A 24,542-nucleotide genomic window follows, 5' to 3' on the forward strand; every position below is an offset into this window, starting at 1 on the left:
GAATGGCACCAGGTGGCACCAGGTGGCGCCGCGGTGGCTCAGAGGGTGAGCCGGAGGGCGTGCAGATCGCCGTTCATGACAACGGTCAGGTACGGGTCCGTCAGGGCGAGAGCCGAGGCCGGCACCGGGAGGTGGATCTCGTGCACCTCGGGCTCGGTCCGGGACAGGTCCCAGAGCCGGGTGAGCCCGTCGGCGCTGGTGGAGACGGCGTGGGGGCGGCCCCCGACCACGCCGGTGACGACCGCGGTGACGGGCGCCTGGTGCTCCAGACGCTGCAGATGCTCGGTCGTGTGGAGATCCCAGACCTCCACGCCTCCGTCTGCGGTCGCGGCCACGCCCACCGGGCGGGCTTGGAACGCGGACACTGCGACGGCGGTCACGGCCGCCCGGAGGCGCCGCGACTGCCGCGTCACCTCGCCCTCCAGGGGTTCGACGACCACGTACTCCCCGGTCGCTGCGACGACGTGGGCGCTCCCGAACACACGGGCGACCGCCAGATCCGTGGCGGGGCCGTACCGGAGGTTCAGACGCTGCGTGATTCCGCCGCTCTCCGCGTGCCAGACGTGCAGGTCCGAAGTGGGGCCCGCCGCCACGATGTGCGGACCGCCCTCCAGGTCCGCCACGACCAGCGTTCCCGACTCGGCGGGCAGGGAGTGGTACGAGGCCACGACGAGTCCCTCCACGAGCCGGAACAGCGACACGAACCCGCCGGCCTCGCCGACCAGTGCGTGCGCGACCCCCTCGAAGTCCAGACACGTCACCGTGACCACGGCGGCGGAGCCGATTGCCCGCGAGACCGGGGCGGCGGTGGCCAGGCGACGCACCTCCATGTGTCCGTCCCGATGGCCCGAGACGACGACCGCCGCGGAGTGGGCGGTGGTGGAGTCCACTGCGGTGACGTCCCCGTGCGCGGCGCGCCACAGGGGGCTCCAGAACCGGCCTTCCGCGAGGAGGCCGGCCAGGACGTCGTGTCCCTTCGCGAGTGCCGTGAGCGCGAGGACGTCACGGCGCGCGTCCGGCGTCGGGGCCTGTCGGAGCCGGTCGTACGCCGACCGGTACACCTCGACGACGGGCGAGACGGCCGCGGAGGCCAGGGCGTCCAGGAACGCTCGGGAGGGCTTTGCGGAGACGAGGAAGCCGGGATCGTCCAGGAGGGCGGCCATGCCGCCCTCCACCGCGTGCGTGGCCAGGTGCTGTTGTACGTACGGGCCGGCGCGGCCCCAGTCGCGGCCGTTGCCGTCCGCGCGCGCCGGCACCGTCGCGGTCAGCGCCCGCGTGATCGCCGCCTCGTTCGCGACCTGGTCGTCGTCGACTCGCAGCGCCTGGGCGAGGACCGGATGAGGGAGCCGGAACGACACCCTGTCGGGATGCGTCGACATGTCCGTCAGTCCGTCGGAGCGCGTGGCGAACCACTCGATGTCCGCGACGTCGCACGGCTCGCCGTCCAGCGCGGTCGTCATGGCCTGCCAGGCCGCGCGCGGCACGCCGTCTCCCTGCGCGTACGCCAGGGAGTGCAGCAGCCGCCGGGCGCGAGGAGCGTCGTCGCCGAACTCCGCTAGGAACGCGGAGAGGGCCCTGCGTACTTCCAGCAGCATCACGCCGCCGTGCCGCTGCGGCATGGGACCGCGCCGTTCCCGGACCTCCTCGGCCAGCAGCCGGGCGAGCCTGCGGGAGCCCCCGGACAGGAGCGAGATCTGCTCGACGAGCACCTCGGCTTCGTCCCGCCCCGTCGAGGTCCCCACCAACAGGCCCCGGGCCAGGGGCTCCAGCGGCAGCCGGTACTGCTCGCTGTCCAGGTCCACGACGAGCAAGTCGCCGTCGAGCACGGGCTCCGTCCCGGGACGGGCCGCGACGAGGACGCGGACGTGAGGCAGGGCCGAGAGGTCCGCGAGCATGCCGTCGAGGGCCGAAGGGACCTCGTCCGCCAGCACGACGGTCTGCTGTCCGCTGTCGTCGGCCACGTCGTCGGACGGGGGCATGAACGAGTAGCGCAACTCCAGCGGCGGCAGAGCCTGCACCGGCAGGCTCCGCCGCAGCGCACTGTCCGGCTGGCCCAGCGTCATGACGGTGGCCAGCAGCGTCGTCTTCCCGGAGCCCGGCGAGCCGACGACGAGGCACGCGCTGCCGGCGTCGCTGCGCAACCACGACGAGACCGCCGTCAGGGCCGCGACGTTCGGGCCGCCGAACTGATCGGTCCCGAACCGCGGATTCGGGAAGAAGGAGGCCGGCTTGTCGAACGGCGCGAGGGCGAGGCTGGTCAGGTTGACCGCCCCGGGTGATTCGGCACGCAGCAGTGTCTCCTGCAGCAGGTTCAGGAAGTGCTCGACGGACACACAGGGAGCCGACGGGGCCGCGGACAGCGCGCCGAGCACCCGGTGCACGGCGCGGGAAAAGTAGCTGCCGCCCGCGTTGCCGAGGCTGACCGGCACCGTGACGGCCCAGAGGTTCGTCCCGTGGGGCACAGTCGCGAGCAGGTGTTCCAGTCGCTGCGGGGGATCGTCGTCGAGCGAGGCGTCGAGCAGCAGCAGCACCTCACCGACCCCGCTGCCGAGCAGCCCTTCGAACGCGAGCTCCAGCGGAATCCCTCCCTGCTGCGGACCGTCCGTCGTCACCAGGACCGTCCGGCCGTCCTCCTCGCCGAGGTAGCCGGTGTAGTAGAGGACCACGGAGTCGTCCGAACACAGCTCGCCCGACCGGGCCCACTCCGTGATTGCCTCGCGGATCCCGGTGGCCGGCGGATTCAGCAGATTCAGTACCGGCTCGTAGTCGAGCGGCTCGAACGCCTCGCGGATGCGGAGCAGGTCCGACGAGACCCCCTTCAGCGGTTCCGGCCGATAGTCGGACATACCGATCGTGATCAGGAACCGCCGGCCCTCCCGCACCTCCTCCGCGACCCGTACTTCCTCCGCGACCCGCACCTCTTCCGCGACCCGCGCCACCTCCCGTGGCGGCGCGATCCGCACCGCCACCCCCCGCCCCTGCTTCCGCCGGACCAGGTTGTGGACCTCCGCCCAGTGGCGGGCGCCGACCGGGAGGGCGAGGGGGCCGTCGGGGTCGGTGACGGCGGCGGTGAAGCGGGCGGCGAAGCCGGGGGAGTGGCGTTCGTAGTAGGCCGTGACCGCCTCGATGACCTCGTCGGCCTCGTCCTTGCGGAGCGTCGTCAGGAGGCGCTCGCGCACGCCGGGCGCGAAGTCGTACGCGCGGTCCAGCGGACCGTCCGTCCGCGCGCCCGCGCCCACGCGCCGGAGCAGGCCGCTGTAGACGATCTCCGCGAGATCCGACGGCGGGCTGTCCGGCAGCAGCGCCGACTGGACCGTCCGCATCACGGCCAGGTTCAGCGGCGCCGCCGCCAGGTACGAGGCGAGCCGGAACACGTCCGGATGGGCCTGCGCCCGGAACTCCTCGAAGCCCGCCCGGGGTTCGGGCGTCCTTGAGGGACCCGTCCTGGCCGCCGCCTCCGGGATCACCACCGCCGCGCTGTCGAAGGTCCCGGGCCCCGCCACCGCCCGGGCCCACGGCGCGAGCCACTCCGGCGTGAGTCCGAGCACGGGGACCGCCACCGCGCCCGCCGCGAGCGCCTCCGCGTCCAGGCGGTAACCCTCGTACACCAGGCGGGTGTTCGGCGCGCCGGCCTCCGTGCTGCGGAAGCGGCCCGGCTCGGGGGCCAGCGGGGTGCCGTCCCACACCCGCTCCGGCAGGGTCTGCAGGATCGCCGTCGGGCCGCTCGCGGCCCAGGCGCGCAGCGGCCCGAGCAGCGTCTCGGTCCGCCAGGCGGGGGACACCCCGTCGGTGAGGACCAGCGTCAGCGTCCGGCCCGTCGGGTCCAGGGGCGACGCCGGCGTCCTCAGCCGGGGCCCGGGCGTCGTCGTGGCCGTGCCCAGGCCGGCCGTGCCGTCCTCGCGCGCCAGCAGGTGGTGCAGCCGGACGTCGCGGAACGCGCCCGACTGCTCCAGCAGCAGCCGCAGTTCCCGGCCCAGCGGTTCCCAGAACGCCGCCCCGCCGTCGTACGCGTCCAGGACGAGCGAGGCGTCCAGCCACCGGTCCGCGGCCGGGACCAGGACCGGCAGCCAGTGCCGCCGCTCGGCGATCCGCGCGGCGGTGGCGTCCTCGTCGAGCACCGTGCGGACCGCCGAGGGGACCCGCCGCTTCAACGGGCGCAGGGCTCGGGCCAGTTCGCGGGTCCGGGGCAGCGACGTCGCCGGACCGGCCACCCGCACCGGTGTCGCCCGCTCGGTCGCGGTCTCCGGCGCCTCCTCCGGCAGGAACATTCGGGTGGGTTCGGCCGCCTCGGGCTCCACCTCCGCGTCCGCCTCCGCCGGTGCGACGAGGGGCGCGTCGACCGGCTCCGGCCCAGCGTCCCCGCCCGCCTCTGCGGCCGCCGCCCCGGCCCCCGGCCCGGGCGCCGCGTCCGTACGTCCCGCCGGCCCCGGCAACGCCCCTGCCAGCCACAGCAGTTCCGCGACGGTCCGGGCGTCCGGCGGCGGCGCGTCCCTCCCGTCCGGGTCGAGGGCGCGCAGCAGCGAGGCCAGCCGCTCGATCACGACTCGGCCGGCACCGTCACGTTGAGGTGCTGGAACACCAGCTCGCTCAGCCGGTCCAGGTCCGGCGCGCCCGCGCCGCTGGTCCGGCTGACCAGATAGACCGCGTTCAGCAGCTGGTCGGTGGCCAGTTCGCCCGAGGCGGCGTGCCGCAGGAACCGCTCCACGACCGCGTCCGCGTCGCCCTCGGCGGACGGCAGATGCGCGCGGACGATGGCGCGCAGCCGTGCCTCGTCGTCGACGGCCGGCAGATGCAGCCGGACGCAGCGACGCAGGAACGCCGGTGGGAACTCGCGCTCCCCGTTGCTGGTCAGGATCGTGAACGGGAAAGTCAGGCACCGGACTTCGCCCCGTACGACCGTCACCGGCGCGCCGTCGTCGGCCGGTCGTACCCGGACCTCCGGCTGGATGTCCGCGACCCGTGACAGCTCGGGGATCTCGAAGGAGCCCTCCTCGAACACGTCGAGCAGGTCGTTCGGCAGGTCGATGTCGCTCTTGTCGATCTCGTCGATCAGCAGCACCCGTGGCAGCGCGTACGGTGCGAGCGCGGTGCCGAGCGGGCCGAGCCGCACGTACCGGCCGAGGTCGGCGACGCTCCTCCGCTCGCCCTCGCCCCCCTGCTCCCGCGAGACTCCCGCCTCCTCGAGGCGCCCCAGCGAGTCGTACCGGTACAGCCCGTCGCGCAGCCCGGTCTTGCTGTTCACCGGCCAGCGCAGCACTTGACCCAGCTTCAGTTCCCGGGCGACCGCGTGCGCCAGGGTCGACTTGCCGACCCCGGGATCGCCGGTCACCAGCAGCGGACGGCGCAGGTACAGCGCGGTGTTGACGGCCTCGACGGTGCGTTCGTCGGCCCGGTACGCGTCGGCGGCGGGCAGCCGCCGGCCCGCGCCGCCGTCGTCCGCGGTCCGGTCGAACGGGGTCGGCGGCCCGTCGTGCCGGAAGTCCCGCCACGGGGGCGGGGCCGGCAGGCCGTCGATGCCGTCGTGCGGCTCGCTCGCGCCGCGGTAGATCCGCCACTCGCTCATCTGGGACTTCCTTCCTCGGCCGGAGCCAATGGCACGCGCGGGAGCTGCCGCCCGGGGTCGTCCCAGAGCAGCACGATGTCGCCGCCGATGTGTTCGCCGGGCCGCGACTGCATCAGCGCCTCTGCCCGCAACTTCCATACCCGCTCGGGGAGTTCCTCGCAGACGACGTCGCCGAGCTCCTTGCGAGCCGCCGTGTAGAACGCGCCGCCCCGGCACGTCTGCCGCCCCGGCAGCCCGCACGTCGCGCCGTCGGCCCGCTCGCAGGCGTCGCTGCCCCGGTGCCAGGTCATCATCGGGACGCCCGACGCCACCGCCACCCGGTACGCGTCCTCCACCGGCCCCGACCGCGGCGAGCCCGCCAGGGCCAGCGCCGCCAGCGTGGGGTCCAGGTCGAAGGACGCGCCCAGGGCCGCCTTGTGCTGGGCGTCCCGCCCGCACACGCACACCAGCGCCTCGTCCATGGTCCGGCCGTCCAGCTGCCGCCAGCGACGTTCCAGCGCACGGTGCAGCGAGGGGGCCTCGTGCCGTTCCAGCGGACGCACCACCACCTGCTGCTTCGCCCCGAGCCGGGTCCACTCGAACGGCTCCGGCAGCCGTAGCTGCGGGAAGTCCTCGTCGAGCGCCTCCCTCGGCAGGATCAGCTCGATCAGGCCGGTCTCCGCCAACCCACCCATGATCTCGACCTGTTCGGGCAGCAGCCCGGCCAGCAGGGCGACCGCCCGGTCCAGCGGGAGAGCCTCGGACTCGGGCCCGGCGGGCGTGATGTCCTTCGGCGAGCGGAACCGCCACACCATCACGTGGTACAGCCGGCGGTCCCGCATCGAGTGCCGGATCCGCCCGATCACCGAAGGCCGCACGCCGTCGGCCGGCGGCTCCCCGTCACCGCCGGCGACCGCGGCCCCGTCGCCGGGCGCCACCCCGTCGCCGAGCCGCCGCCGCGCCGCCTCCCCGAGCCGGTCGCCCGCGGCGGTGAGCACCCGGTCGCGCAGCAGCAGCGCCGCACCTGCCCAGCCGCCGGGCGCCCCGTCCCGGGCCGCCTCGCGCGCCCGGTCGGCGGCGAAGGCCAGCTCGTAAGGCAGCGCGCCGGACTGCGGCGGCATCAGCGCTGCCAGCTCCGTGAATACGTCGCGGTGGTCGAGCAGAGGCAGCTCGGCGCGCGGCGGCCTGCCCTCGGGCGACACGGCGACGAAGGCCGCGAGGTGCGATGCGGCCTCCGTCCGTAACGGAAGCTCGGCGAGCGCCCCGAGTAGCCGCCGCGCCGAGGCGGGCGTGAGCTGCGGACCGTCGTCGTTCGGCCCGGAGTCCCGCGCCACCCGGTCGGAGAGCGCTGTCCACTGTGTGTCCGCCGCGTGGAAGCGGTCGTGCGCCCGGATCACCGTCCGGTAGACCTCCGGGTCGAGCAGCCGTAGCGCGCCGACCGGCGCGCCGAGGCCGCCCATGGCGGTGTCCGCCTTGCGGGTCAGTTTGACGACGGCGCACACGCCGCCGGTGCGGTGGCTCAGCAGCGGCCCGCCGGACAGGCCGTGGTTCACCTCGCCGCCGGTCAGCTCGACCATGCGGCCGCCGTGGAACCCGTGCCGGCCGGCGGCCCTGAGCAGCGTCGTCCGCCCGGCCGCGGTACGGCGTTCGTACACGCTGGAGTGGCCGGTGGCGGTCAGCTCCGTGCCCGAGGGCGGTGCCACCGGGTCGAGCCAGACGCAGGCGTGCCCCTCCGGCGGCGCGGGCAGCTCCACGACCGCCAGGTCCGGGAAGGGCCACAGCCCCTGGCTCCGGCCCGCCTCCGAGGCCGCGCGGATCACGCCCTCGTACTCGATGCCGCCCCAGGCCACCGCCACCCGCGCCCCCGGCTCCGCGCCCGCGACGTGCGCGGAGGTCACCACATACCCGGGCGCGACGAAGAAGCCGGTGCCCTGGGTGACACCGGTGACGAGGACGCGGCACTCCTCCAGGAGCTCCTGGAGGAGTGCCAGCGGACTGTGTCTGCTCACGGCTGCGGCAGCCTCAAGACGAAGGGTCGCTCACGGTGACCTCCGGCGACGGGGCGCGCTCAGTTCCGGGCCGGCTGAGGCGCCGGCACGGTCGCGGCGGCTGTGGCCGGCGCGGCCGCCGTCGCCTGCTCGGCCGAGGAGCCGTTCCACGTCAGCGTGACCTTGAACGCCGCCTTGCCGCTGCCGCCCACCAGCGCGGCCACGACCCCGCTCTCGCCGGTCGCCAGCTCCAGGCCGAACTCGACGCTCACCTCGTCCGGCCGGGCCGCCGCCACCGCGTCGCGTACGTTCTCCGCCACGACCTGCAGGGACTCGTGGAAGCCGTGCAGTTTCTCCGCGAACCGGTCGCCGATCCCGGAGTCGCTCGGCCCGTCCTCCTCGGCCACGGTGGCCCAGATGACCTGACCGTCCGGCATCTCCAGCTGTACGAGCTGCGACGACATGACTCATCCCCCTCGACTGCCCGGTCCGACGGCCCCCATCGTAGGGACATGGCCCGCGCCCACGGGCAAGATCACGCAAACCCGTCCCCCGCCCCCGCCCGCCCCGAGTCCAAGATGCGCCCCCGCCCCGCCCTGGCGCATCCTGGCTGTGTGACCTGGTCCGGCGCGGCCGGGCCTGCCCCCTCGGCCGAACGCCCGTCGGACCGAGAGGCGACGGCCCCAGGGAACGCGCAAGACGACGGGCTCGTCCCGGGCGGGCTGCCGATGGCGCTCGCGGGGGCGACGGTGCAGGCCGTCGAGTCCGTCGGCGGCTCGGCGGGCGGCGTCTACCTGCGCTCCGGCACCCCGGGCCTGCTGCGACTCGGGCTCCTCGCCGGACTCCCCGGCGCCCTGTTCCGCCCCTGGTGGCGGATGCACGTGAACCGGCCCTTCCCGGTCGCCGAGGTGCACCGCTCCGCACAGCCCGTCTATCTCGGCGACGCCGAGGAGGCGATGCGGCGCTTCCCGCAGCTGGTGGCCAGCCTCCCCTTCCCGTTCGGCTCGCTGTACGTGCCCGTGGTCCACGACCGCGAGGCGTTCGGCGTGCTCGTGGTGCTGCGCCCCGCCACCCCCGGGCAGCCCGTCGACGAGGCCGACCGGAAGCGGATGGAGGAAGCCGGACTCCAGCTGGGCGCGGTGCTCGCCGAACTCGCGGCCGAGGGCCGGCGGGTGCTGTGGGACAGGGAGCCGGTCTGCGTGCAGCTGCCCTCCGTCACCACCCCGCCGATCCGGATCGGCTCCTTCGACTGGGACCTCACCTCGGGCACCGTCGCCGCCGACGAGGGTCTCTGCTCGATCCTCGGCATCTCCCCCGGCACCTTCCCGGGCACCGTGGAGTCGCTGGCGGAGCGGCTCGCGCCGGAGGACGCGTACGGGCTGTGGGCGCTGGCCCGGCAGGCCGCCGAGTCCGGTGGCATCGCCGCCCGCCGGATGCGGCTGATCGGCCCCGACGGCCGCTCGCACCTGCTCGAGGTGTCCGCGCGGGCCGATCCGCCGGACGGCGTCGGCACCCGCATGAACGGCTTCCTGGTCGACCTGGGGACCGTCCCCATCGGCTCCGACGCCACCGAACGCGTCCCGCGGGCCGTCGTCGCGATCGACCGGCTCGGCCGGATCATGTACGTCAACCGGTACGGCGAGGACCTGCTGCGGCTGCCCCGCGCCCGGCTGGTCGGGCGGTTGCTGCGGGAGGCTGTGCCCTGGCTCGGGCACCCCGCGTACGAGGAGTACCTGCGGGCCGCGCTGATCTCCGACGAGGCCGCGCACTTCCTCGCCTCCTCGGAGCCGGACGAGTGGGTGTCGGTGTCGCTGTACCCCGGCCACGACGGCGTGACGATCGTGCTGACCGAGGGGGAGCAGCCGGACTACCGGCCCGGCTCGGTCACCAGCCCCGCCCCCGGCATCGGCTCGCCCGCCGACCGGGCCGCCTCGCTGTACCGGCCGGTCGCCCTCGCGATCGCGCTCACCGAGGCGGTGACGGCCCGCCAGGTGTCGGCGGTGGTCACCGAGGAGCTGCTGCCCGCCTTCGGCGGCCGGCAGCTCGCGATCTACCTGCTCAGCGACCGGCACCTCTACCTCGCCTGGGAGACGGGATTCCCCCAGGGGTTCCTGAACCGCTTCGACGGGGTCAGCCTCGACGTGCGGCTTCCGGGCGTGGAGACCCTCACCTCCGGACGGCCGCTCTTCTTCGAGTCGATGCAGCAACTCGCCCGCGCCTACCCGGACATCCCGCTCGACGCGCACGTCGGCGCGCGGGCCTTCCTGCCGCTGATCGCCTCCGGCCGGCCCGTCGGCTCCTGCATCCTCGGCTTCGACCGGCCGCGCGGCTTCAGCCCCGAGGAGCGCACCGTGCTCACCGCGCTGGCCGGGCTGATCGCCCAGGCCCTGGAGCGGGCCCGGCGGTACGACTCCGAGTCCGCCCTGGCCCGCGGGCTGCAGGACGCCCTGCTGCCCAACCGGCTGCCGGTCCGCGACAAGGTCGACACCGTGGGCCGGTACCTCGCCGGCACCCAGGGCATGGAGGTCGGCGGCGACTGGTACGACGTCATCGAGACCGGCGGCGGCCGGCTCGCCCTGGTCATCGGCGACGTCCAGGGCCACGGCGTGGCCGCCGCCGCGACGATGGGGCAACTCCGCAGCGCCGTACGGGCGTTCGCGCTCGGCGGGCATGCGCCGGAGGAGGTCGTGCGGGGCACCAACAAGCTCCTCATCGACCTCGACCCCGGCCAGTTCGCCAGCCTCTGCTACGTCGCCCTCGACCCGGAGACCGGTGCCGCCCTCGCCGTACGCGCCGGGCATCCGCCGCCGCTGCTGCGCCACCCGGACGGGGCCACCGAGGTCCTCGACCTCGACGGCGGGGTCGTCCTCGGCGTCGCCGACGACGCCACGTACCCCGTCACGGAACTCCGCCTCGAACCGGGCGCGTTGCTCGCCCTGTTCACCGACGGGCTCGTCGAACGGCCCGGGGCGGACATCGACGACGGCATCGAACGGCTGCGGGCCTCCCTCGCCGAACACGGCCTGGCCCCGCTGACCGAGGCCGCCGACCACCTGATCCGCGAGGCCCGGCAGACCGTCGACCGGCCCGACGACATCGCCCTGCTGCTCGCCGCCCGCTGGTCCGACCTCTCCGCACGCCGCCGGTCCTGACGCGGACCCGGTTCGGCCCCGGCCGACCCCGCGGCGGCGTTCAAGCGCGGTCGACCCCGGACGCAGTCACACCCAGTTGACCCCGGCCGCCGCCAGCAGCGGATCGTCCACCAGCTCCCACAGCGGCACCGACACGTTGCCGGTGCGGTAGCGGCCGCCGAAGTGCAGGGCCAGGACGCGGTGGTCGGGGAGGCCGAAGACGGGGGAGCCGCTGTTGCCGCCGAGGGTCGAGCAGTCGTGCCCCATCACCAGCTCGCCCGGGACGAAGCGGGTCGCCCGGCCCGGCTGGAGGCGTTTGACGTTGTACACGTCCATGAAGATCCGGCGCATCGACTCGGGCTCGTTGCGCCGCCCGTCCCAGGCCGGGTAGCCGATCACGTACACCGGGTGGCCCGGTACGTTGGCGGGCGCGTCCGCGGCCACCGCCAGCGGGCTCGGCAGGGGGCCGCCGCCGTTCGGCGGGGCGACCCGCAGCACCGCCAGGTCGACGTCCGGGTGCACGCCGACGATCTCCGTGACCTCGTACGTGAGCAGGTCGATCCGGGCGTCCGCCGGGGTGAGCGGCAGCTCCTCGCCGGGGTCCATCTGGGCCGTCATGCCCTGCGCGAAGGTCCAGCCGACGCCGTCCGACCGGGCGAACTCCACCGCCACATGACGGTTCGTCAACACCGTGTCGGGACCGACCAGGAACGCCGTGCCCACCCAGTCGAGCCGCGGATGGCCGCGCACCTCGACGCGCCCGACCCGGGCGAGCGACTGACGGATCCCGTCCCGGTGCGCGTCGAGCAGCGCCCACTCGCCCTCCTGCGTGGCGAAGTCGCTGCCCTGGACCAGGATCGCCGGCCGGCCCTCGAGGAGGACGATCGCCTCCACCCCGAAGTACTCGTCGTCGCCGACCTCGTCCGCACGCCCGGCGGCCAGCTTCTCCAGGCCGGTGACCCCGGCCTCCAGGACCCTCGCCCGTTCCTCGTGCGCGAAGTTCGAGATCTCCGCCGCGGGGGCGGCGTCGCCGGCCGGCATCTCCGCCGACTCGGACAGCTCCGCCTCCAGGTTCTTCCGTACGCGTGCGGCCACCTCGGCCAGGTCGCCCAGGACCTGCTCGGGTGCGGTCGCCACCGGTGAGCCGTCGTGCATGGCGCTGCCACCTCCGTCTGTCATGGCCCGGGACTCCGGGCGGCGGTCAGACCCGCCTGGAACCGCATGATCTCCGCGTGCACCTGGGGTGCCTGCGCCCGCAGATGGGCGAGGATGCTGCTCAGCTGGGTGCCGACGTTCACGAACGCCGTGCTCTTGCCCTGGAACTCGACGTCCTTCACGTGGTGGCTGCCGCGGTGCAGCGCCACGACCCGCCAGTCGTCGGTGAGCACCGGCGAACCGGAGGAGCCCTCGCGGGTGTCGGTGTAGTACCGCAGGTCCGGCTCGCTGCCCTCGGAGACGATGTTGTTGCGCAGCGCCACCCGTTTCCGCTCCCCGGCGGGGTGCTGGATGATGTTGACCGGCACCGGCGGGTCGCTCCGGAGGACCGTCAGCGGCGTCGGGGAGATCCGCAGCGGGGCGCGGGTCTGCGGCTCGCGCAGCCGCAGCACGGCGTAGTCCAGCTTCTCGTCGCAGGCCATCAGGCCGGCGACCTCGGCCGCCGCGGCCGTCAGGCCCTCCTCGAAGTCGAAGTGGCAGACGGCGTGTTCCGCCTGCAGCGCCAGGTCCTCCGGCGCGACCACCGGCCGTGGCTCGCCCCGCCGCCGCTCCCTGGCCGTGATCACATGGTGGTTGGTGACCAGGAGCTCCGGGGTGATCAGCCAACCCGTGCCCACGTGCGGAGAGTTGGCGGGCAACGGCTCCCGTGAGCGGTACGGCCGCACCTTGATCAGCGTGACCGCCTCGCCCGCCCGGTGCCCGCCGTGCAGGAAGCCGAACGGGACCGTGTCGTCGCGCAGGATGATCCGCTCCTTGACCTCTCCGGCCTCCACGTCCTCCGCCAGGTCCGGCAGGTCGGCCATGATGTCCGGCTCGCCGCCCGCGGTGCGGGCCACCTCGTCCAGGGCCTCGGCCAGGACGGCCCGCGGGCCGGGGTCGCGGGTCGCGGAGACCGCGTTGCGCAGCCAGATCTGCAGCGGCACCGAGCCGTTGACCAGCCGGCCGTCCTCGTTCATCTTCGTCAGCAGCGCGTGCGGCGAACCGCCGGTCTCCGCGAGCGCCCGCGCGTACAGGGGATGGAAGCCGCCGAGCAGCGCGTCCCGCCGCCGCTCGTCCCCGAGCCCCGCCCGCTCGGCGGCGTCGGCGACCCGCTCCACTTCCTCCGGCGACAGGAACGGCTCGACCTCGGCCTGCCCGACGGTCGCGTCGGACAGCACCTTCGGGAGCCGGTCCCACGCCCCGGACGCGGAGATGGTCTCGGGCCCGTAGAACGACGCACCCGTGCCCATCACGGCCCGCACCCCGGCCAGCAGCCCGCCCGAGGGGTCGTGCAGTGTCAGGAGCTGTCCGCACAGCTCGTCCAGGGTCTCCAGCCGCCGGGCGTCCCCGAGCGCGTCCCGCATCACCGGGTACGCCCCCGGCGCCGAACCGCCCGCCACGCCCGCCGCGTCCAGCGCCCGCAGCACCGCCGCGTGCAGCTCCGGCCGGTCCGCCGTCACCCGCTCCAGGCGCTCCGCGAGCCCGTACAGGGCGCTGTCGTCGATCCGCGGCAGACCCACCACCCGCAGCACCTGCCCGAGCAGCGCCGGGTCCTGCACGGCCACCTCGGCGGCCGCCTGCCGGACCAGCCCGGGATGCTCGCGCAGCCGCTCGTCGGACAGGCCGCGCAGCCACCGCGCCAGCCGGTCCAGCAGCGGACCGGCGTTCCACTTCGCCGCGGCCGCCAGCCGGATCCGGGCGATCAGCGCCCCCGACTCCTCGAACTCCAGGCCGAGGCCGCGGGCCACCGCCTCCGCCTCCCGCAGCTCGGTGTCGGCCTGGACCGGGTCCCCGGCGTCCTCCGCGAGCCGCGCCGCCAGGCGCAGCAGCTCCAGCTGGGTCTCCGGGCGTCCGGCCGCCCGCGCCCCGTCCACGGCCCGCTCGGCCGTGTCCCGCGCATCGGCCGGCCGGCCGGCCCGCGCCAGCGTCTCGACGAGCAGCGGGTACAGCCGGCTGCCCGGCGTCCACGGCTGCCGCTCGGTCAGCCGGGCCCGCGCCGCGTCCAGGTAGTTCAGCGCCAGCAGGTCCTCCACCTCGCGCGCGACGAGACGTTCCCAGTCCGCCTGGTCGGCCTCGGCGAGGACCGCGTCCGGGGCGTGCCCGTCGTGCAGGCCGAGCAGGAACGCGGCCGCACGGCCGGTCAGATCCCGCTCCGCGCCCGCGAGGAAGCCCTTCACCGCGGGCGTCCAGCGCTTCTCCACCTGCCGCGGGTCCTCGTCCAGGCGCAGCCGGTGGTAGATCTCCTCCGCCCGCGCCTCCGGGCCCTCCAGGGCGGCGTAGTACGCCACGGCCCGCTGCCCGACCGCCCGCATGAGGTCGGTACGGGCACGGTCCGACAGCCGCAGCAGGATGCGCCGCAGGTCGTCCCGGTGCTGTACCGCCCCGGGCCCGGCGTCCTCCATCAGGTCGAGGCGCCCGAGCCGGCCGATCAGGTCGCGGGCCTCGCGGTCGGAGGCCACGGGCACCCCGGCGGGCTCCGCGAGCACCTCGCGCAGCAGCTCCGGGGTGATCTTCCGCAGCGCGAGGCCCGCCAGGACCAGCCGGCGCAGATCGGGCGCGGCGACATGGTGCAGGATCCGCTCGTACAGGGTGGCCTGGATGAGCTCCTGCTCGACGGCCCGGTCCCGCTGCCGCCGCCGCGTCGGCACACTGCCGACCTCCTCGCTCAGCGCGGCGACGGAGCCGTAGTGCGCGGCGGCGCACTGCGCCAGCCGCAGGCTGAGCGGATGCCCGCCGACCAGCTCGTACAGCTCGGCCGCCTCCCCGGCCGGCGCGCCGAGCGAGGTCAGCACCTCGATCGACCCCTGCCGGTCAAGCTCGCCCAGCGGCACGGAGATCGGCTCCAGGACCGCGGCCGGGTGGCTGACGGGGGCGCGGCCCGAGACGACGAACCGCAGCCGCGGATAGGTCTTGCGCAGCGTCCCCCAGATCACCCACATCCGGCCGAGGATCGGCGAACCGCGGTACTGGGCCTCCTCGAACGAGTCCACGGCGACGACCAGCGGCGGCAGCGGTCCGCCGTCGGCCGGTGCGGCGGCCTCGGCGACCAGCCGGGCGACCCGGTCCGCCAGTTGCGCGTCGCGGTCCCCGGCCCGGGTGTGGAACTCCCGGGAGTACTGCCGCGCCGACGAGGCGCGGGTCGCCGACAGCCGGTACAGCTGGTCCATCTGGGCACGCGCGCCGCGCTGTTCGGCCGCCTCGGCCTCGCAGGCGGCGGCCAGCTCCTCGAACCCTGCCCGGTGCTCCGGGTACTGCACGCCGAGCTGGCGGGCCACCTCGCCGATCACGGTGACCGGTTCGTGCACGGAGAGCGTGGGCCGGCCGAAGTCGATGAAGGCGAACGGGAACTCGGCCTCGTCCAGGGCGTCGAGCAGGAACTTCGCCAGCAGGCTGCTCTTGCCCGCGCCGCCGATGCCGTGCACGACGACGGGCGGCTCGGCCGGTTCCGGCGGCAGTGCGATGTAGTCCCGCAGCAGTTTCAGCTCGCGGGTGCGGCCGTGGAAGGCGTCGCCGGGCACCAGCCGGTGCAGCGGCTGCAGCAGCCGGGCCCGCTGGAGCCGGCGCTGCAGGCCGGCGGCGTCCGGGAGCCGGCGGACGCCGGGGACCAGGTTCAGCCAGGTCACGGCCTGCAGGGTGGCGCAGAGTTCGTCCACGCTCTGCGTGTCCAGCAGCGGCGGCACGCCCGACAGATAGTCCAGGGCCCGGTGCTCCGGTGCCGTGTGGTCGGGGAACCGGTCGATGTTGGCGACGAGATGACGCCGGGCGGTCTGCGGCCCGTCGAGGCCGCGCAGGGTCGCCTCGCGCACCTCCCGCTTCAGGCACCACAGTTCACGGCCCGGAAGCGCCTGCGCGGTGCAGTCCTCCACCAGCGCGAGCGCGGCCCCCGGCCCGGCGACCGTGCCGTCCGGCAGCCGCAGCTTTTCGGGGTCGAACTCGCTCAGCAGACAGGCGGCCCGGCGGTATTCGAGCCGCAGGTCCGGGACGGGCGCCTCGTCCGGCGCCGGCGCCGCGGCGAGTTCGGCGCGGACCAGGGCCGGCAGCTCGGGCACCGGGCCGAGCGCCCGGTGCAGCCGTACGGCGGTCTCCGCGGCGGTGCAGAGCCGCCGCATGTAGCCGGGGCCGCCGTCGGGGGCGTGGGCCGCGTCGAGGGCCGTGACGACGAGGTCGTCCACGGCGGTGGACTCCGCGCCGAGCAGCGCGGTGAAGAACGCGCGGATCTCGTCCTCGCCGACGGGCACGGCGGTGTCGCGGAGCTCGTTCTTCCTGATCTCGTACGGGAGTTGGCGGGCGAGCTCCGAATAGCCGAGCAGCACGAGCCGGGGTACGGCGCGCGGGTGGACGGGCGTGTTCTCGTAGACGGCCAGGGCCAGTTTGCCGATGCAGTCCCAGACGTCGGAGTCGGCGTCGAGCTTGTCGCACTCGTCGAGCACCAGCCAGTATCGCTCCTGCTCGGCGGTTGCCTTGCGGACCACCGTGTGCACCGCGTCGTCGATCGCCGCGACCGGGTCGTTCCACTCCGCCCGCTCCCACAGCGGGGCCGGTGCGGCGCCCGGCGGGGTGAGGATCTCGTCGAGGCGCTCCAGGACCTTGCGGGCGGTCGAGTGCCGGGAGAGCGTCACGCGGACGGGCCGGAAGCCGAGGTGCTGGCCGAGGTGCCGGATGAAGCTGTACGTGTACGACCGGCCGCTGTGCGGCGGGCCGTCCACGACGAGGACGGTCTTCTCCGGGTCCGCCACGAACTCCCGCAGCCGGGCCCGCAGTCCGTCCCGGTCGAGGAACACCTCCGTGCCGCCGCGCAGCACCACCGCCTCGAACGGGTCCTGCTCCGCGTCGTGTTCGGCCTCGTCCTCGCGCAGCCCGTCCAGGAGTCCGCGTACCTCGGCCTCCTGCTCGGGGGCGTGCAGCGCGTCGAGTCCGGCGAGGACGTCGAGCAGCCGGCGCTGCTGGGTGATGTCCCGGCGGGCCGCCCGGACCAGTGCGGTCGCGTTGCCGCCGGTGTCCCGGGTGAGGGGGAGTGCGCCGACGAACCCGGCGGGGAACCCGAAGGTGGTGAGCCGGGCCCGGGGATCCGGGGTATCGAGGAGATGGTCCCGTACCCACGAGGTGACGAGGTCCCATTCCGTATCGGTGAGCGGCATTCCGCACCTGCCCGACGTGCTGTCGCTTCCATGCTTCCACCGGCCGGAACGGCCCGCAAACTCACGGTTCGATGACGAGGTCGTCGTACGACTCCAGGCGCCGCCAGCGGTCCTCGGGCGTGCGTGGCAGCGGCATCAGGTCGACGTCCGGGAGCGGCCCGAACTCCAGCTCCGTGATCTCGGCGACGTCCGAGACCGGCACCTGGTACAGCCGGAACGGGCCGAGCGGCGGCGGTGCGCCGTGCTGCGCGCCGAGCAGGGCCCGGTCGGCGTCGCGCGCCAGGTCCGGGCTCTGGTCGAGCACGTACCCGGTCGCCGCCAGCGCTCCGTCCAGCATGAACGCGACCACCTTCCAGAAGCGCAGCGGGACCTGGACGCCCCGGTAGGGCGGGTCCGAGTCCTGGAGCACGGGGCCGGTGAGCAGGACGAGCCTGCGGTCGAACACGGCCGGGTGGTCGAGGAGATGGTGCTCCAGACCCTGCCAGAGCCGCATGTCCTGGTTGAACACGTCCGCCTGCGGGGCGGCGTTGGGGTAGTGGAAGGCGTCCGCGGCGGCCCGGTGCGCGGCCTCGGCCGGACCCCACGCCGCGTCGTGCCACGGCACCAGGAGACCGCGCTCCAGGCTGTTGTTCCGGTACAGCTCGTCGCCGGCCTGCCGCTCCGCGGGCACCCGCGGGTCGTACGCCCACTCCTCGCCCTCGGTCGCCTCCTCGACGAGCGCCCGCCCGTCGACGCCGACGGCGGCCGCGGAGGCCAGCCGCCGGTCCGGCCGCAGTGCCACCGTGAAGTGCGTGTACGGCAGCGTCACCGTCTCGACGCCCGCCCGCGCGGGCACCGGCAACGGCACGGCGGGCCCGAGGAACCCCTCGTCGTACCCGGCGCGATCGGCGAGCGGACCGACGGGGACGGGATCGGAACTGTTCATACGAACGGTCTTACCGCGCCGCCCCCGCCACCTCGCGGCCCGTGGCGGCAGGCCACTCGATCAGCGGCGCGGGCGCGCCGGCGGCTGCCCCCCGGGGGGACCCGCCGCCTGTCGGGGGCCGGCCCCCGACACGCAGCGCCGCACGACCACCGGCAGCCTCCGGCGGCCGTCCGGCCGGGGCACCCGAGTCGGCGACCGCGCGCCCGGCCTCCGGAGCGCCTCGCGACCTCCTGATCCCGGTCACCCGCCCGCCCGGCCAGGATGTCGATGGTCCCGGTCCCGCGCCCGCGCCTACGGCGCCACGTGCCCCCGGGCCGCGCCCAGGGCGGTGGCCAGTTGGGCTCGGGAGCGGACGTCCAGTTTCTGGTAGATGCGGGTGAGGCGGGCCTCGACGGTCTTGACGCTGAGGAACAGCTTGGCCGCCGCCTCCTGGTTGCTCGCGCCCTGACCGACCAGCAGGGCGAGGCGCTGTTCCGCCTCCGTCAGCGAGGCCAGGGCCAGCTCGCCCGCCGGGGCCGGCTCCACGGGCGTACGGGCCGAGGGCATCTCCGCCGCGAGCGCCAGCCACGGCGTCGCACCCGCCCGCTCGAACACAGCGGCCGCCGTCTGCAGCGCGCTCTGCGCCGCCGACCGGCGCCTGCGGCGGCGCTCCACCCGCGCCAGCGCCACCAGCGCCCGGCCCCGCTCCAGCGGCAGCCCGGCCGCGTCGAACCGCTCCGCGGTCCCCGCGAGCAGCTCCGCCGCCTCGTCCGCCCGGCCGACCGCGGCGAGCCGCAGGCCCTCCGCCCGGTCCAGTCCGAGCAGTACCGCCGTACGGCCCAGACGCTCCGCCACCGGCCGCACCTCGGCCAGCAACTCCTCGGCCGCGTCCGGCTGGTCCCCGGCGACCAGTGCCTCCGCCAGCTCCTCGTGCCAGCGCAGCATCGACGGATCCACGGTCGCCTGGGCGAGCTCCTCGGTACGCACCCGGTGCAGCGTCTCCAGGGCGGTGGCCACGTCCCCGTTCACCAGCTGCACCCGGCCCAGGGCGTACAGACTGCGGGAGAGGAACACGTGGTCGCCCTCCTCCTCCGAGGCCTGCACGCTGCGCCGGGCGTAGCTCGCGGCCCGGGCGAAGCTGCCGCCCGCGGTCTCGGCGAGCGCCAGCCCGTACCAGGCGGGGCCGGGGGAGAGCCCGGCCTCCAGGGTCAGCGCGAGGGCCTGCCCGGCGTGCGCGAGCGAGGCCGCGCACATGCCGTTGCGGGACTCGATCTCGGCGAGCGTGCTGAACAGCTCGATGGCGTCCTCGACCGGGCCGCGCCGCTGCACCAGCGGCAGCAGCGCGTTGAGCGCGTCGCGGGCGTCGGAGAGCCGGGCGTCGAACAGGGCATGACGGATCGTCAGGATCTGGGCGGCGTTGCGGATCCCGAGCGGCCGCTCGGACATCTCCAGGGCCCGCGCCTGCTCCAGCACCGTCTCCGCGTCCGGCGAGCCGAGCACCCGGTCCATGCGCGCCTGCACCGTCAGGGCGCGGGCGGCGGTCCGCGGGTCGCCGATCGACGAGGCCAGCGCGGCCGACTCGACGGCGGCCGTGCGCGAGCGCACCGGATCGCCGTCCGCCAGCACGTACTTGACGGCCAGCCGCAGCAGCACCGCCGACCGCAGCGCCGGGTCGGTGTCGGAGTCCTCCATGGCGTGCACGTACATCTCGTCGAGCCCGGTCAGACCCTGGCCGGCGGTGTCCAGGACCGCGAGCCGGGCCCGGACCCGGTCCGGCGGAGCGGCGTCCCGGGCCAGCAGGTCGGTGGCGGCGCGGACGGCGAGGTCCGCGCGGGCGGCCCGGGCGGCCTCCTCGGCGGCGTCGACGAGCCGCGCGATGCGCCGGGGCCCGTGCTCGACGGGCGTCGTCTCGGCGGCGAGCAGGGCGAGTTCGGCGGCGAGCGCGCTGTTGCCGCGGCGCCGGGCGGTCTCCGCGGCGACGCCGATGGCGGCCGCGAGGGCCGCGTCGGGGGCGTCGGCGGCGAGGGCCCGGTGCCGTACCGCCTCGACGGGGTCGTCGACCACCTCGGCGAGCGCGGCGTGCCCGGCGCTGCGCGCGGCCCAGCAGGCGTCGTGGACGAGGGTGGAGGGCAGGACGCCCGCGGTGAAGGCGACCGTGCCGTCCTCGCCGAGGGACACCAGGGAGGCCCGCTCGGCGGCGATCAGATCGGCCTCGGCCGTCCGGCGCCCGGCCCGGCGGATCAGGGCCGTCGAGGGCCGCAGGGCCAGCGCCGCGAGCAGCAGGGTCTCGCGTACGTGCGCCGGGGTGGTGTCGAGGAGCTGGCGGGCGAGGTCGCGGGCCCGGCCGGAGAGGGTGAGCGCCTCGGCGTGGTGCACGGGGGTGCGGGCGTCGGCCAGCGAGCGGCCCACGGCGAGCGCGAGGCGCGGATTGCCGCCGCTGGCCTTGTGGATCCGGCCGGCCATCCGGGACGGCAGCCGGTGGTGGATCAGCAGCTCGGCGATCTCATCCGCCTGCAGCGGCGGCACGAGCAGCACGTCGGCCTCGGACGGCACCCACAGCTGCGGGGCGTCCGGGGCGTCGCAGGCGGGGGTCTCGACGGCGATCGCGCGCAGCGTGGGCGGCGCGAGGTGCAGGGCGAACCGGAGCAGATCGGCGCTGTCCGCGTCGACGCGCTCCACACCGTCCAGGACCAGCAGCACGGGGCCGTCGGCGGCGAGCTCGCGCAGCAGCTGGCCGAGTCCGAGGCGGAGTGCGATGGGGTCCCAGCCGTCCTCCGGGGCGGGCGCCTCGCGGCACAGGACGGCGACGGCGCCGCGCTGCGGGCCGGGGAGCCGGTCCAGGACGTCCGGGCGGCCGACGGAGGCGACGAGCGCGGCGGCGGAGGCGCCCGGGATGTCCCGGTCGGACGGTTGTGTGGCGAGCCAGATCACCGTCTCGCCGCGGGATTCGGCGCGGGCCGCGGCGGCCAGCGCGATCTCCGTCTTGCCCACTCCGGCGGGGCCGGTGAGCAGGGCGCGGCCACGTGCGAGCAGGACGTGGTCGAGCCGGGAGAGGAGTTCCTGACGGCCGACCGGCGCGGCGCGGTAGGGCGCTGTCGTCATGTCCCCCACCCCCTCTGGCGCACCCGGGCGCTGTTCCCGTGTGTGGGCAGAGGATACGGAGGTCACGGGCACAGTAAAGGCCCGCTGTCCGTCATTCGGACAGCGGGCTCCGCTCCCAACTGCGGGGCGCGCCAATGGTTTAGACCACGGACGCGCCCCTGACCAGCGGTGTTGCGGTTGTGGGGGGTGGGTCAGGAGGTGATCAGAAGGTCAGGCTCCACGAGTCGATGTAGCCGGTGTCACCCGAGTACACGTCGCGGACCTGGAGCTTCCAGGTGCCGTTGGCGACCTCCGAGGAGGCGTCGACGGTGTAGGTCGTCAGCACGTTGTCGGCGCCGTCCGAGGAGGACGAGGCCTTCAGGTTGCGGACGGTGCCGTCCGGGGCGACCAGGTCGATGACCAGGTCACCGCGGTAGGTGTGCTTGATGTCCACCGCGACCTTGAGGGCGGCCGGCGCGTTGCCGGTCCGGCCGGTGACGGCGATCGAGGACGACACGGTGGTGTTGTCCGAGATCGTGACGTTCGCGGCGTTGGTGAAGACGGTGCCGGTCGGCGGGGTGGTCGTGCCGGTCACGGCCTCCACGGTCTTCGCGGTGTCGGCGATGCCGGTGCCGCAGCCGCCGGAGCAGGTGCCGGGCAGCGGACGCGCGTTGGCCTTGATCGCGGACTCGATCTCGGCCGGGGTGAGCGAGCTCTTGGCCGACTCGAGCAGGGCGGCGAGACCGGCGATGTGCGGCGCGGCCATCGAAGTGCCCTGGTACGGCTTGTAGTTCTCCAGCGACTGGGTGGTCGCGCCCGAGTTCAGCGTGGAGTAGATGCCGTTCTCGGGGGTGGTCACCGTGCCGGGCGTGTCGGTGGCGCGACGGGTCTCGCCGCCGGGGGCCGAGACGTCGACGATGGTGCCGTAGTTCGAGTAGTACGAGCGGTTGCCCTCACGGCTCGTGGACGCCACGGTGATGACGTTCGAGCAGTTCGCCGGCGTGAAGCCGGAGGTGTTGGCGTTGCTGTTGCCCGCCGCCACGACGACGGTGGTGCCGCGGCTGACGGCGCCGTTGATCGCGTTCTGGTAGACGCTCGGGCAGGTGGAGCTGGCGCCGCCGAGGCTCAGGTTGATGACCTTGGCCGGGGTCGGGTTCGCCGGGACGCCCGACACGGTGCCGCCGGACGCCCAGGTGATGGCGTCGGCGATGTCGACGGAGGAACCGCCGCACTTGCCGAGGACGCGGACCGGCTGGATCTTCGCGTTGTACGCGATGCCGGCGATGCCCTTGGAGTTGGAGGTGACCGCACCGATGGTGCCGGCCACATGGGTGCCGTGCCAGGAGGAGTTGGACGCCGGGGACCCGGTGCCGCACTCGCCGGCGGTGGCGTTCCAGTCGCCCTCGTCGTTCGCGTTGCTGTCGCGGCCGTTGCCGTCACGGGCGTCGGCGGAGGAGGAGATGAAGTCGTAGCCGTTGACGACGTTGGACGCCAGGTCCGTGTGGGCGGCGTAGCCGGTGTCGATGACGGCGACGGTGACGCCGGAGCCGGTGGTCTTGTCCCAGGCCGGCGGAACGTTCATGCCGCCGGTGGGCTCGAAGAGGTCCCACTGCTTGGCGTAGTCGGTGTCGTTCGGGGTCACGGCCATCGCGTAGGCGCGGACGTCCGGCTCCACGGAGGCGACGGACGGGTCGGCGCGGAAGGCGGCCATGACCTCGTTGACGTCCTGCTTGGTGGCGTCGTCGGCCAGGTCGACCACGGCGGCGCCGCCGAGCACTCGGCGCTCGAAGGTCAGCTTCTCGCCGGTCTCCGCACCCTTCTCGGCGGCGTCGGCCTTGGCGGCGGCGTTGGAGCCGGCCTCGGCGGTCTTGGCCTTGTAGGTGACGATGACCTTCTCGGCCGGGGCCGAGGGGAGCGCCGTCATGGCCTGGGGGGCCGGGGCGGGCTGGGGAGCCGGGGCGGCGGCCAGCGCCACGGTGGAGGTGGCGGCTGCGCCGAGTACCGCGGCGCTCGCGACCACGACGGATATGAGTCTCCGCCTGGAACCGTTCAAGGTGTGTTGCCCTTTCAGCTACGACGTTTGCGGAGCCTTGGCGGGCGGCGCGGGAACCGCGGTGCGGGTGTGGGGGTCGCGGTCCACGATTCCCTGGGCTTGGGGGGCCCTGCGCCGCCGCCGGCATGACGGCCCGGGTCAAGGCCGCCACCGGAGCACTCCCACCTACGCCCTCTACATGCACCTGTCAGGCACAGGCCGGAGGTGGGGATCTGCCGGTGCGGCAGACAGTAGGGAAATCAGAGATGAACCCGATACGGGGAAAACCCTTGTCGCCCCCCGAGGGGGGTGGGGGAGGGGCGGGGGATCGCCGCCCCGAGGGGGGCGGGGTGGTCAGCCCAGTTCGAGCGTGGTGATGCCGTAGATGCGGTCGTGGGCCATGGGGCGGATGGGGCCCGTGTACATCCGGGCGGTCTCGAACGAAGGGGTGAGCCCGCGGGAGGCGGCGAGGGCGGTGGCCGCCTCGTTGGCCTCCGGGACGTCGATCGCGATGCGCGGCGCGCCGAGCGCGGCCGCCTCGGCCGCGAGCGCGTCGAGCAGTACGGCGGCGTCGGCTGGGGTGTCGGCGAACAGGGGGCCGATCCGGGCCTCGTCCTCGGCGGGGCGGACCACCCCGTAGCCCGTCGGGCGGCCGTCGACGACGCGGGCCAGGGCGCGGTGCCCCGGCGTGGTCAGCCAGCGGTCCAGGAAGCGCGGGCGCTCCGCCGGGTAGCAGGCGCTGTCGTACGCGCGCAGCTCCGCAGCGCCCAGCACCGCGGCGGGGACGACGTCCGGCGCGGGCTCCTCCGGGGCGGGCGCCTCGCCGACCCAGCGGGCGGTGCGGTGTGCCAGGGCGAAGCCGGAGCGGCGGTAGTTGTCCTGTTGGTCGGGCACCCCGTCGAGCCCCACCGTCCGGTCCCCGGCGTGCGTCAGCGCGGCGCGCCAGGTCGCCAGGCCGTGTCCGTGGCCCCGCAGGTCGGGGCGGACCAGGTAGAAGCCCAGGAAGGCGTACGCGTCGCCGTAGTTGACCACCGAGATCGCCGAGACCGGCTCCCCGTCGACCCGCCCCAGGAAGAAGCCCTCCGGGTCCTGCGCGAAGAACGCCGGCGCGTCGTCGAGCCCCGGGTTCCACCCCTCGGCCGCCGCCCACTCCCGCACCAACTCCCAGTCCGCCAGGCTCGCACGGGTGACCTCGAGGGCGGACCGGGTCATGGGGCCTCCAGGGGCGGGCGGCGGGTCTGCGCCGTCGGGTACGTCTGTCGTGGCCGGCCCTCGGGCGGGGCCCTCGGACCTGTCGACGGGTTCAGACCCTCGCGACGCGCCCCGGCCCGGACGCCCCGTCGGAACGTCCCGCTCGGAGCGCACCGCCTCGAACGCCTTGCCCGGTACGTCCCGTCCGGGCGAACCGGGTCGGACGCGCGTCCGGAGCGCGCCGTACGGAGCGTGCCGTCCATGACGCGCCGCCCCGGATGCCCGGCCCGGTGCGCCCGTTCACGGTTCGTGCGGTCTGAATCCGCCGGGCCGACCCTAGC

11 protein-coding genes are annotated in these 24,542 nt (G+C 74.9%); 1 reads left to right on the top strand and 10 read right to left on the bottom strand.

Going from position 1 to position 24,542, the window contains the following annotated elements; translation table 11 throughout:
* Positions 1–38: 38 nt before the first annotated feature.
* From ABZO31_RS28970 to ABZO31_RS28985, 4 genes are read right to left on the bottom strand one after another with little or no spacing between them, the layout of a single operon-like run.
* Positions 39–4,541: an SAV_2336 N-terminal domain-related protein gene (locus tag ABZO31_RS28970; RefSeq protein ID WP_406864263.1), complete on the bottom strand. Its 4,503-nt coding sequence runs from the start codon at positions 4,539–4,541 to the stop codon at positions 39–41.
* Positions 4,538–5,563 carry an AAA family ATPase gene (locus tag ABZO31_RS28975; protein ID WP_406864264.1) on the bottom strand — a complete coding sequence of 342 codons (1,026 nt, stop codon included), beginning with the start codon at positions 5,561–5,563 and terminating at the stop codon, positions 4,538–4,540. Before ABZO31_RS28975 ends, ABZO31_RS28970 begins: the two co-directional genes overlap by 4 nt.
* Positions 5,560–7,551 (bottom strand): trypsin-like peptidase domain-containing protein, encoded by a 1,992-nt coding sequence (locus tag ABZO31_RS28980; RefSeq protein ID WP_406864265.1) that lies wholly within the window; start codon positions 7,549–7,551, stop codon positions 5,560–5,562. The genes ABZO31_RS28975 and ABZO31_RS28980 overlap by 4 nt, the downstream gene beginning before the upstream one ends.
* A gap of 59 nt (positions 7,552–7,610) precedes the next feature.
* Positions 7,611–7,994 carry a CU044_2847 family protein gene (locus ABZO31_RS28985; protein ID WP_406864266.1) on the bottom strand — a complete coding sequence of 128 codons (384 nt, stop codon included), beginning with the start codon at positions 7,992–7,994 and terminating at the stop codon, positions 7,611–7,613.
* Between the two features lie 114 nt (positions 7,995–8,108).
* Here ABZO31_RS28985 and ABZO31_RS28990 point away from each other — a divergent pair, with 114 nt between their 5' ends.
* Positions 8,109–10,682, top strand: a complete 2,574-nt coding sequence (locus ABZO31_RS28990) for a SpoIIE family protein phosphatase (protein ID WP_406865514.1) — start codon at positions 8,109–8,111, stop codon at positions 10,680–10,682.
* A 66-nt stretch (positions 10,683–10,748) separates the two neighbouring features.
* Here the strand turns inward: ABZO31_RS28990 and ABZO31_RS28995 are convergent, their stop codons facing one another.
* From ABZO31_RS28995 to ABZO31_RS29020, 6 genes are all read right to left on the bottom strand, one after another.
* Positions 10,749–11,840, bottom strand: coding sequence for a trypsin-like serine peptidase (locus ABZO31_RS28995; protein WP_406864267.1), 1,092 nt, complete (start codon positions 11,838–11,840; stop codon positions 10,749–10,751).
* Entirely contained in the window at positions 11,837–16,993 is a 5,157-nt protein-coding gene (locus ABZO31_RS29000) for a trypsin-like peptidase domain-containing protein (protein WP_406864268.1), read from the bottom strand. The genes ABZO31_RS28995 and ABZO31_RS29000 overlap by 4 nt, the downstream gene beginning before the upstream one ends.
* A gap of 61 nt (positions 16,994–17,054) precedes the next feature.
* A complete protein-coding gene (locus tag ABZO31_RS29005; RefSeq protein ID WP_406864269.1) occupies positions 17,055–17,918 on the bottom strand; it encodes a DNA/RNA non-specific endonuclease in 864 nt (287 codons plus the stop codon).
* A gap of 291 nt (positions 17,919–18,209) precedes the next feature.
* The gene (locus tag ABZO31_RS29010; protein ID WP_406864270.1) at positions 18,210–20,999 is read right to left on the bottom strand and encodes a helix-turn-helix transcriptional regulator; all 2,790 of its coding nucleotides are present in this window, start codon (positions 20,997–20,999) and stop codon (positions 18,210–18,212) included.
* A gap of 202 nt (positions 21,000–21,201) precedes the next feature.
* The gene (locus ABZO31_RS29015) at positions 21,202–22,902 is read right to left on the bottom strand and encodes a S8 family peptidase (RefSeq protein WP_406865515.1); all 1,701 of its coding nucleotides are present in this window, start codon (positions 22,900–22,902) and stop codon (positions 21,202–21,204) included.
* 462 nt (positions 22,903–23,364) lie between these two features.
* Positions 23,365–24,222, bottom strand: coding sequence for a GNAT family N-acetyltransferase (locus ABZO31_RS29020; RefSeq protein WP_406864271.1), 858 nt, complete (start codon positions 24,220–24,222; stop codon positions 23,365–23,367).
* Between the last annotated feature and the right edge of the window lie 320 nt (positions 24,223–24,542).

The sequence above is a fragment of the Streptomyces solicamelliae genome (genome assembly GCF_045348655.1).
GTDB classification, from domain to species: Bacteria; Actinomycetota; Actinomycetes; order Streptomycetales; family Streptomycetaceae; genus Streptomyces; species Streptomyces solicamelliae.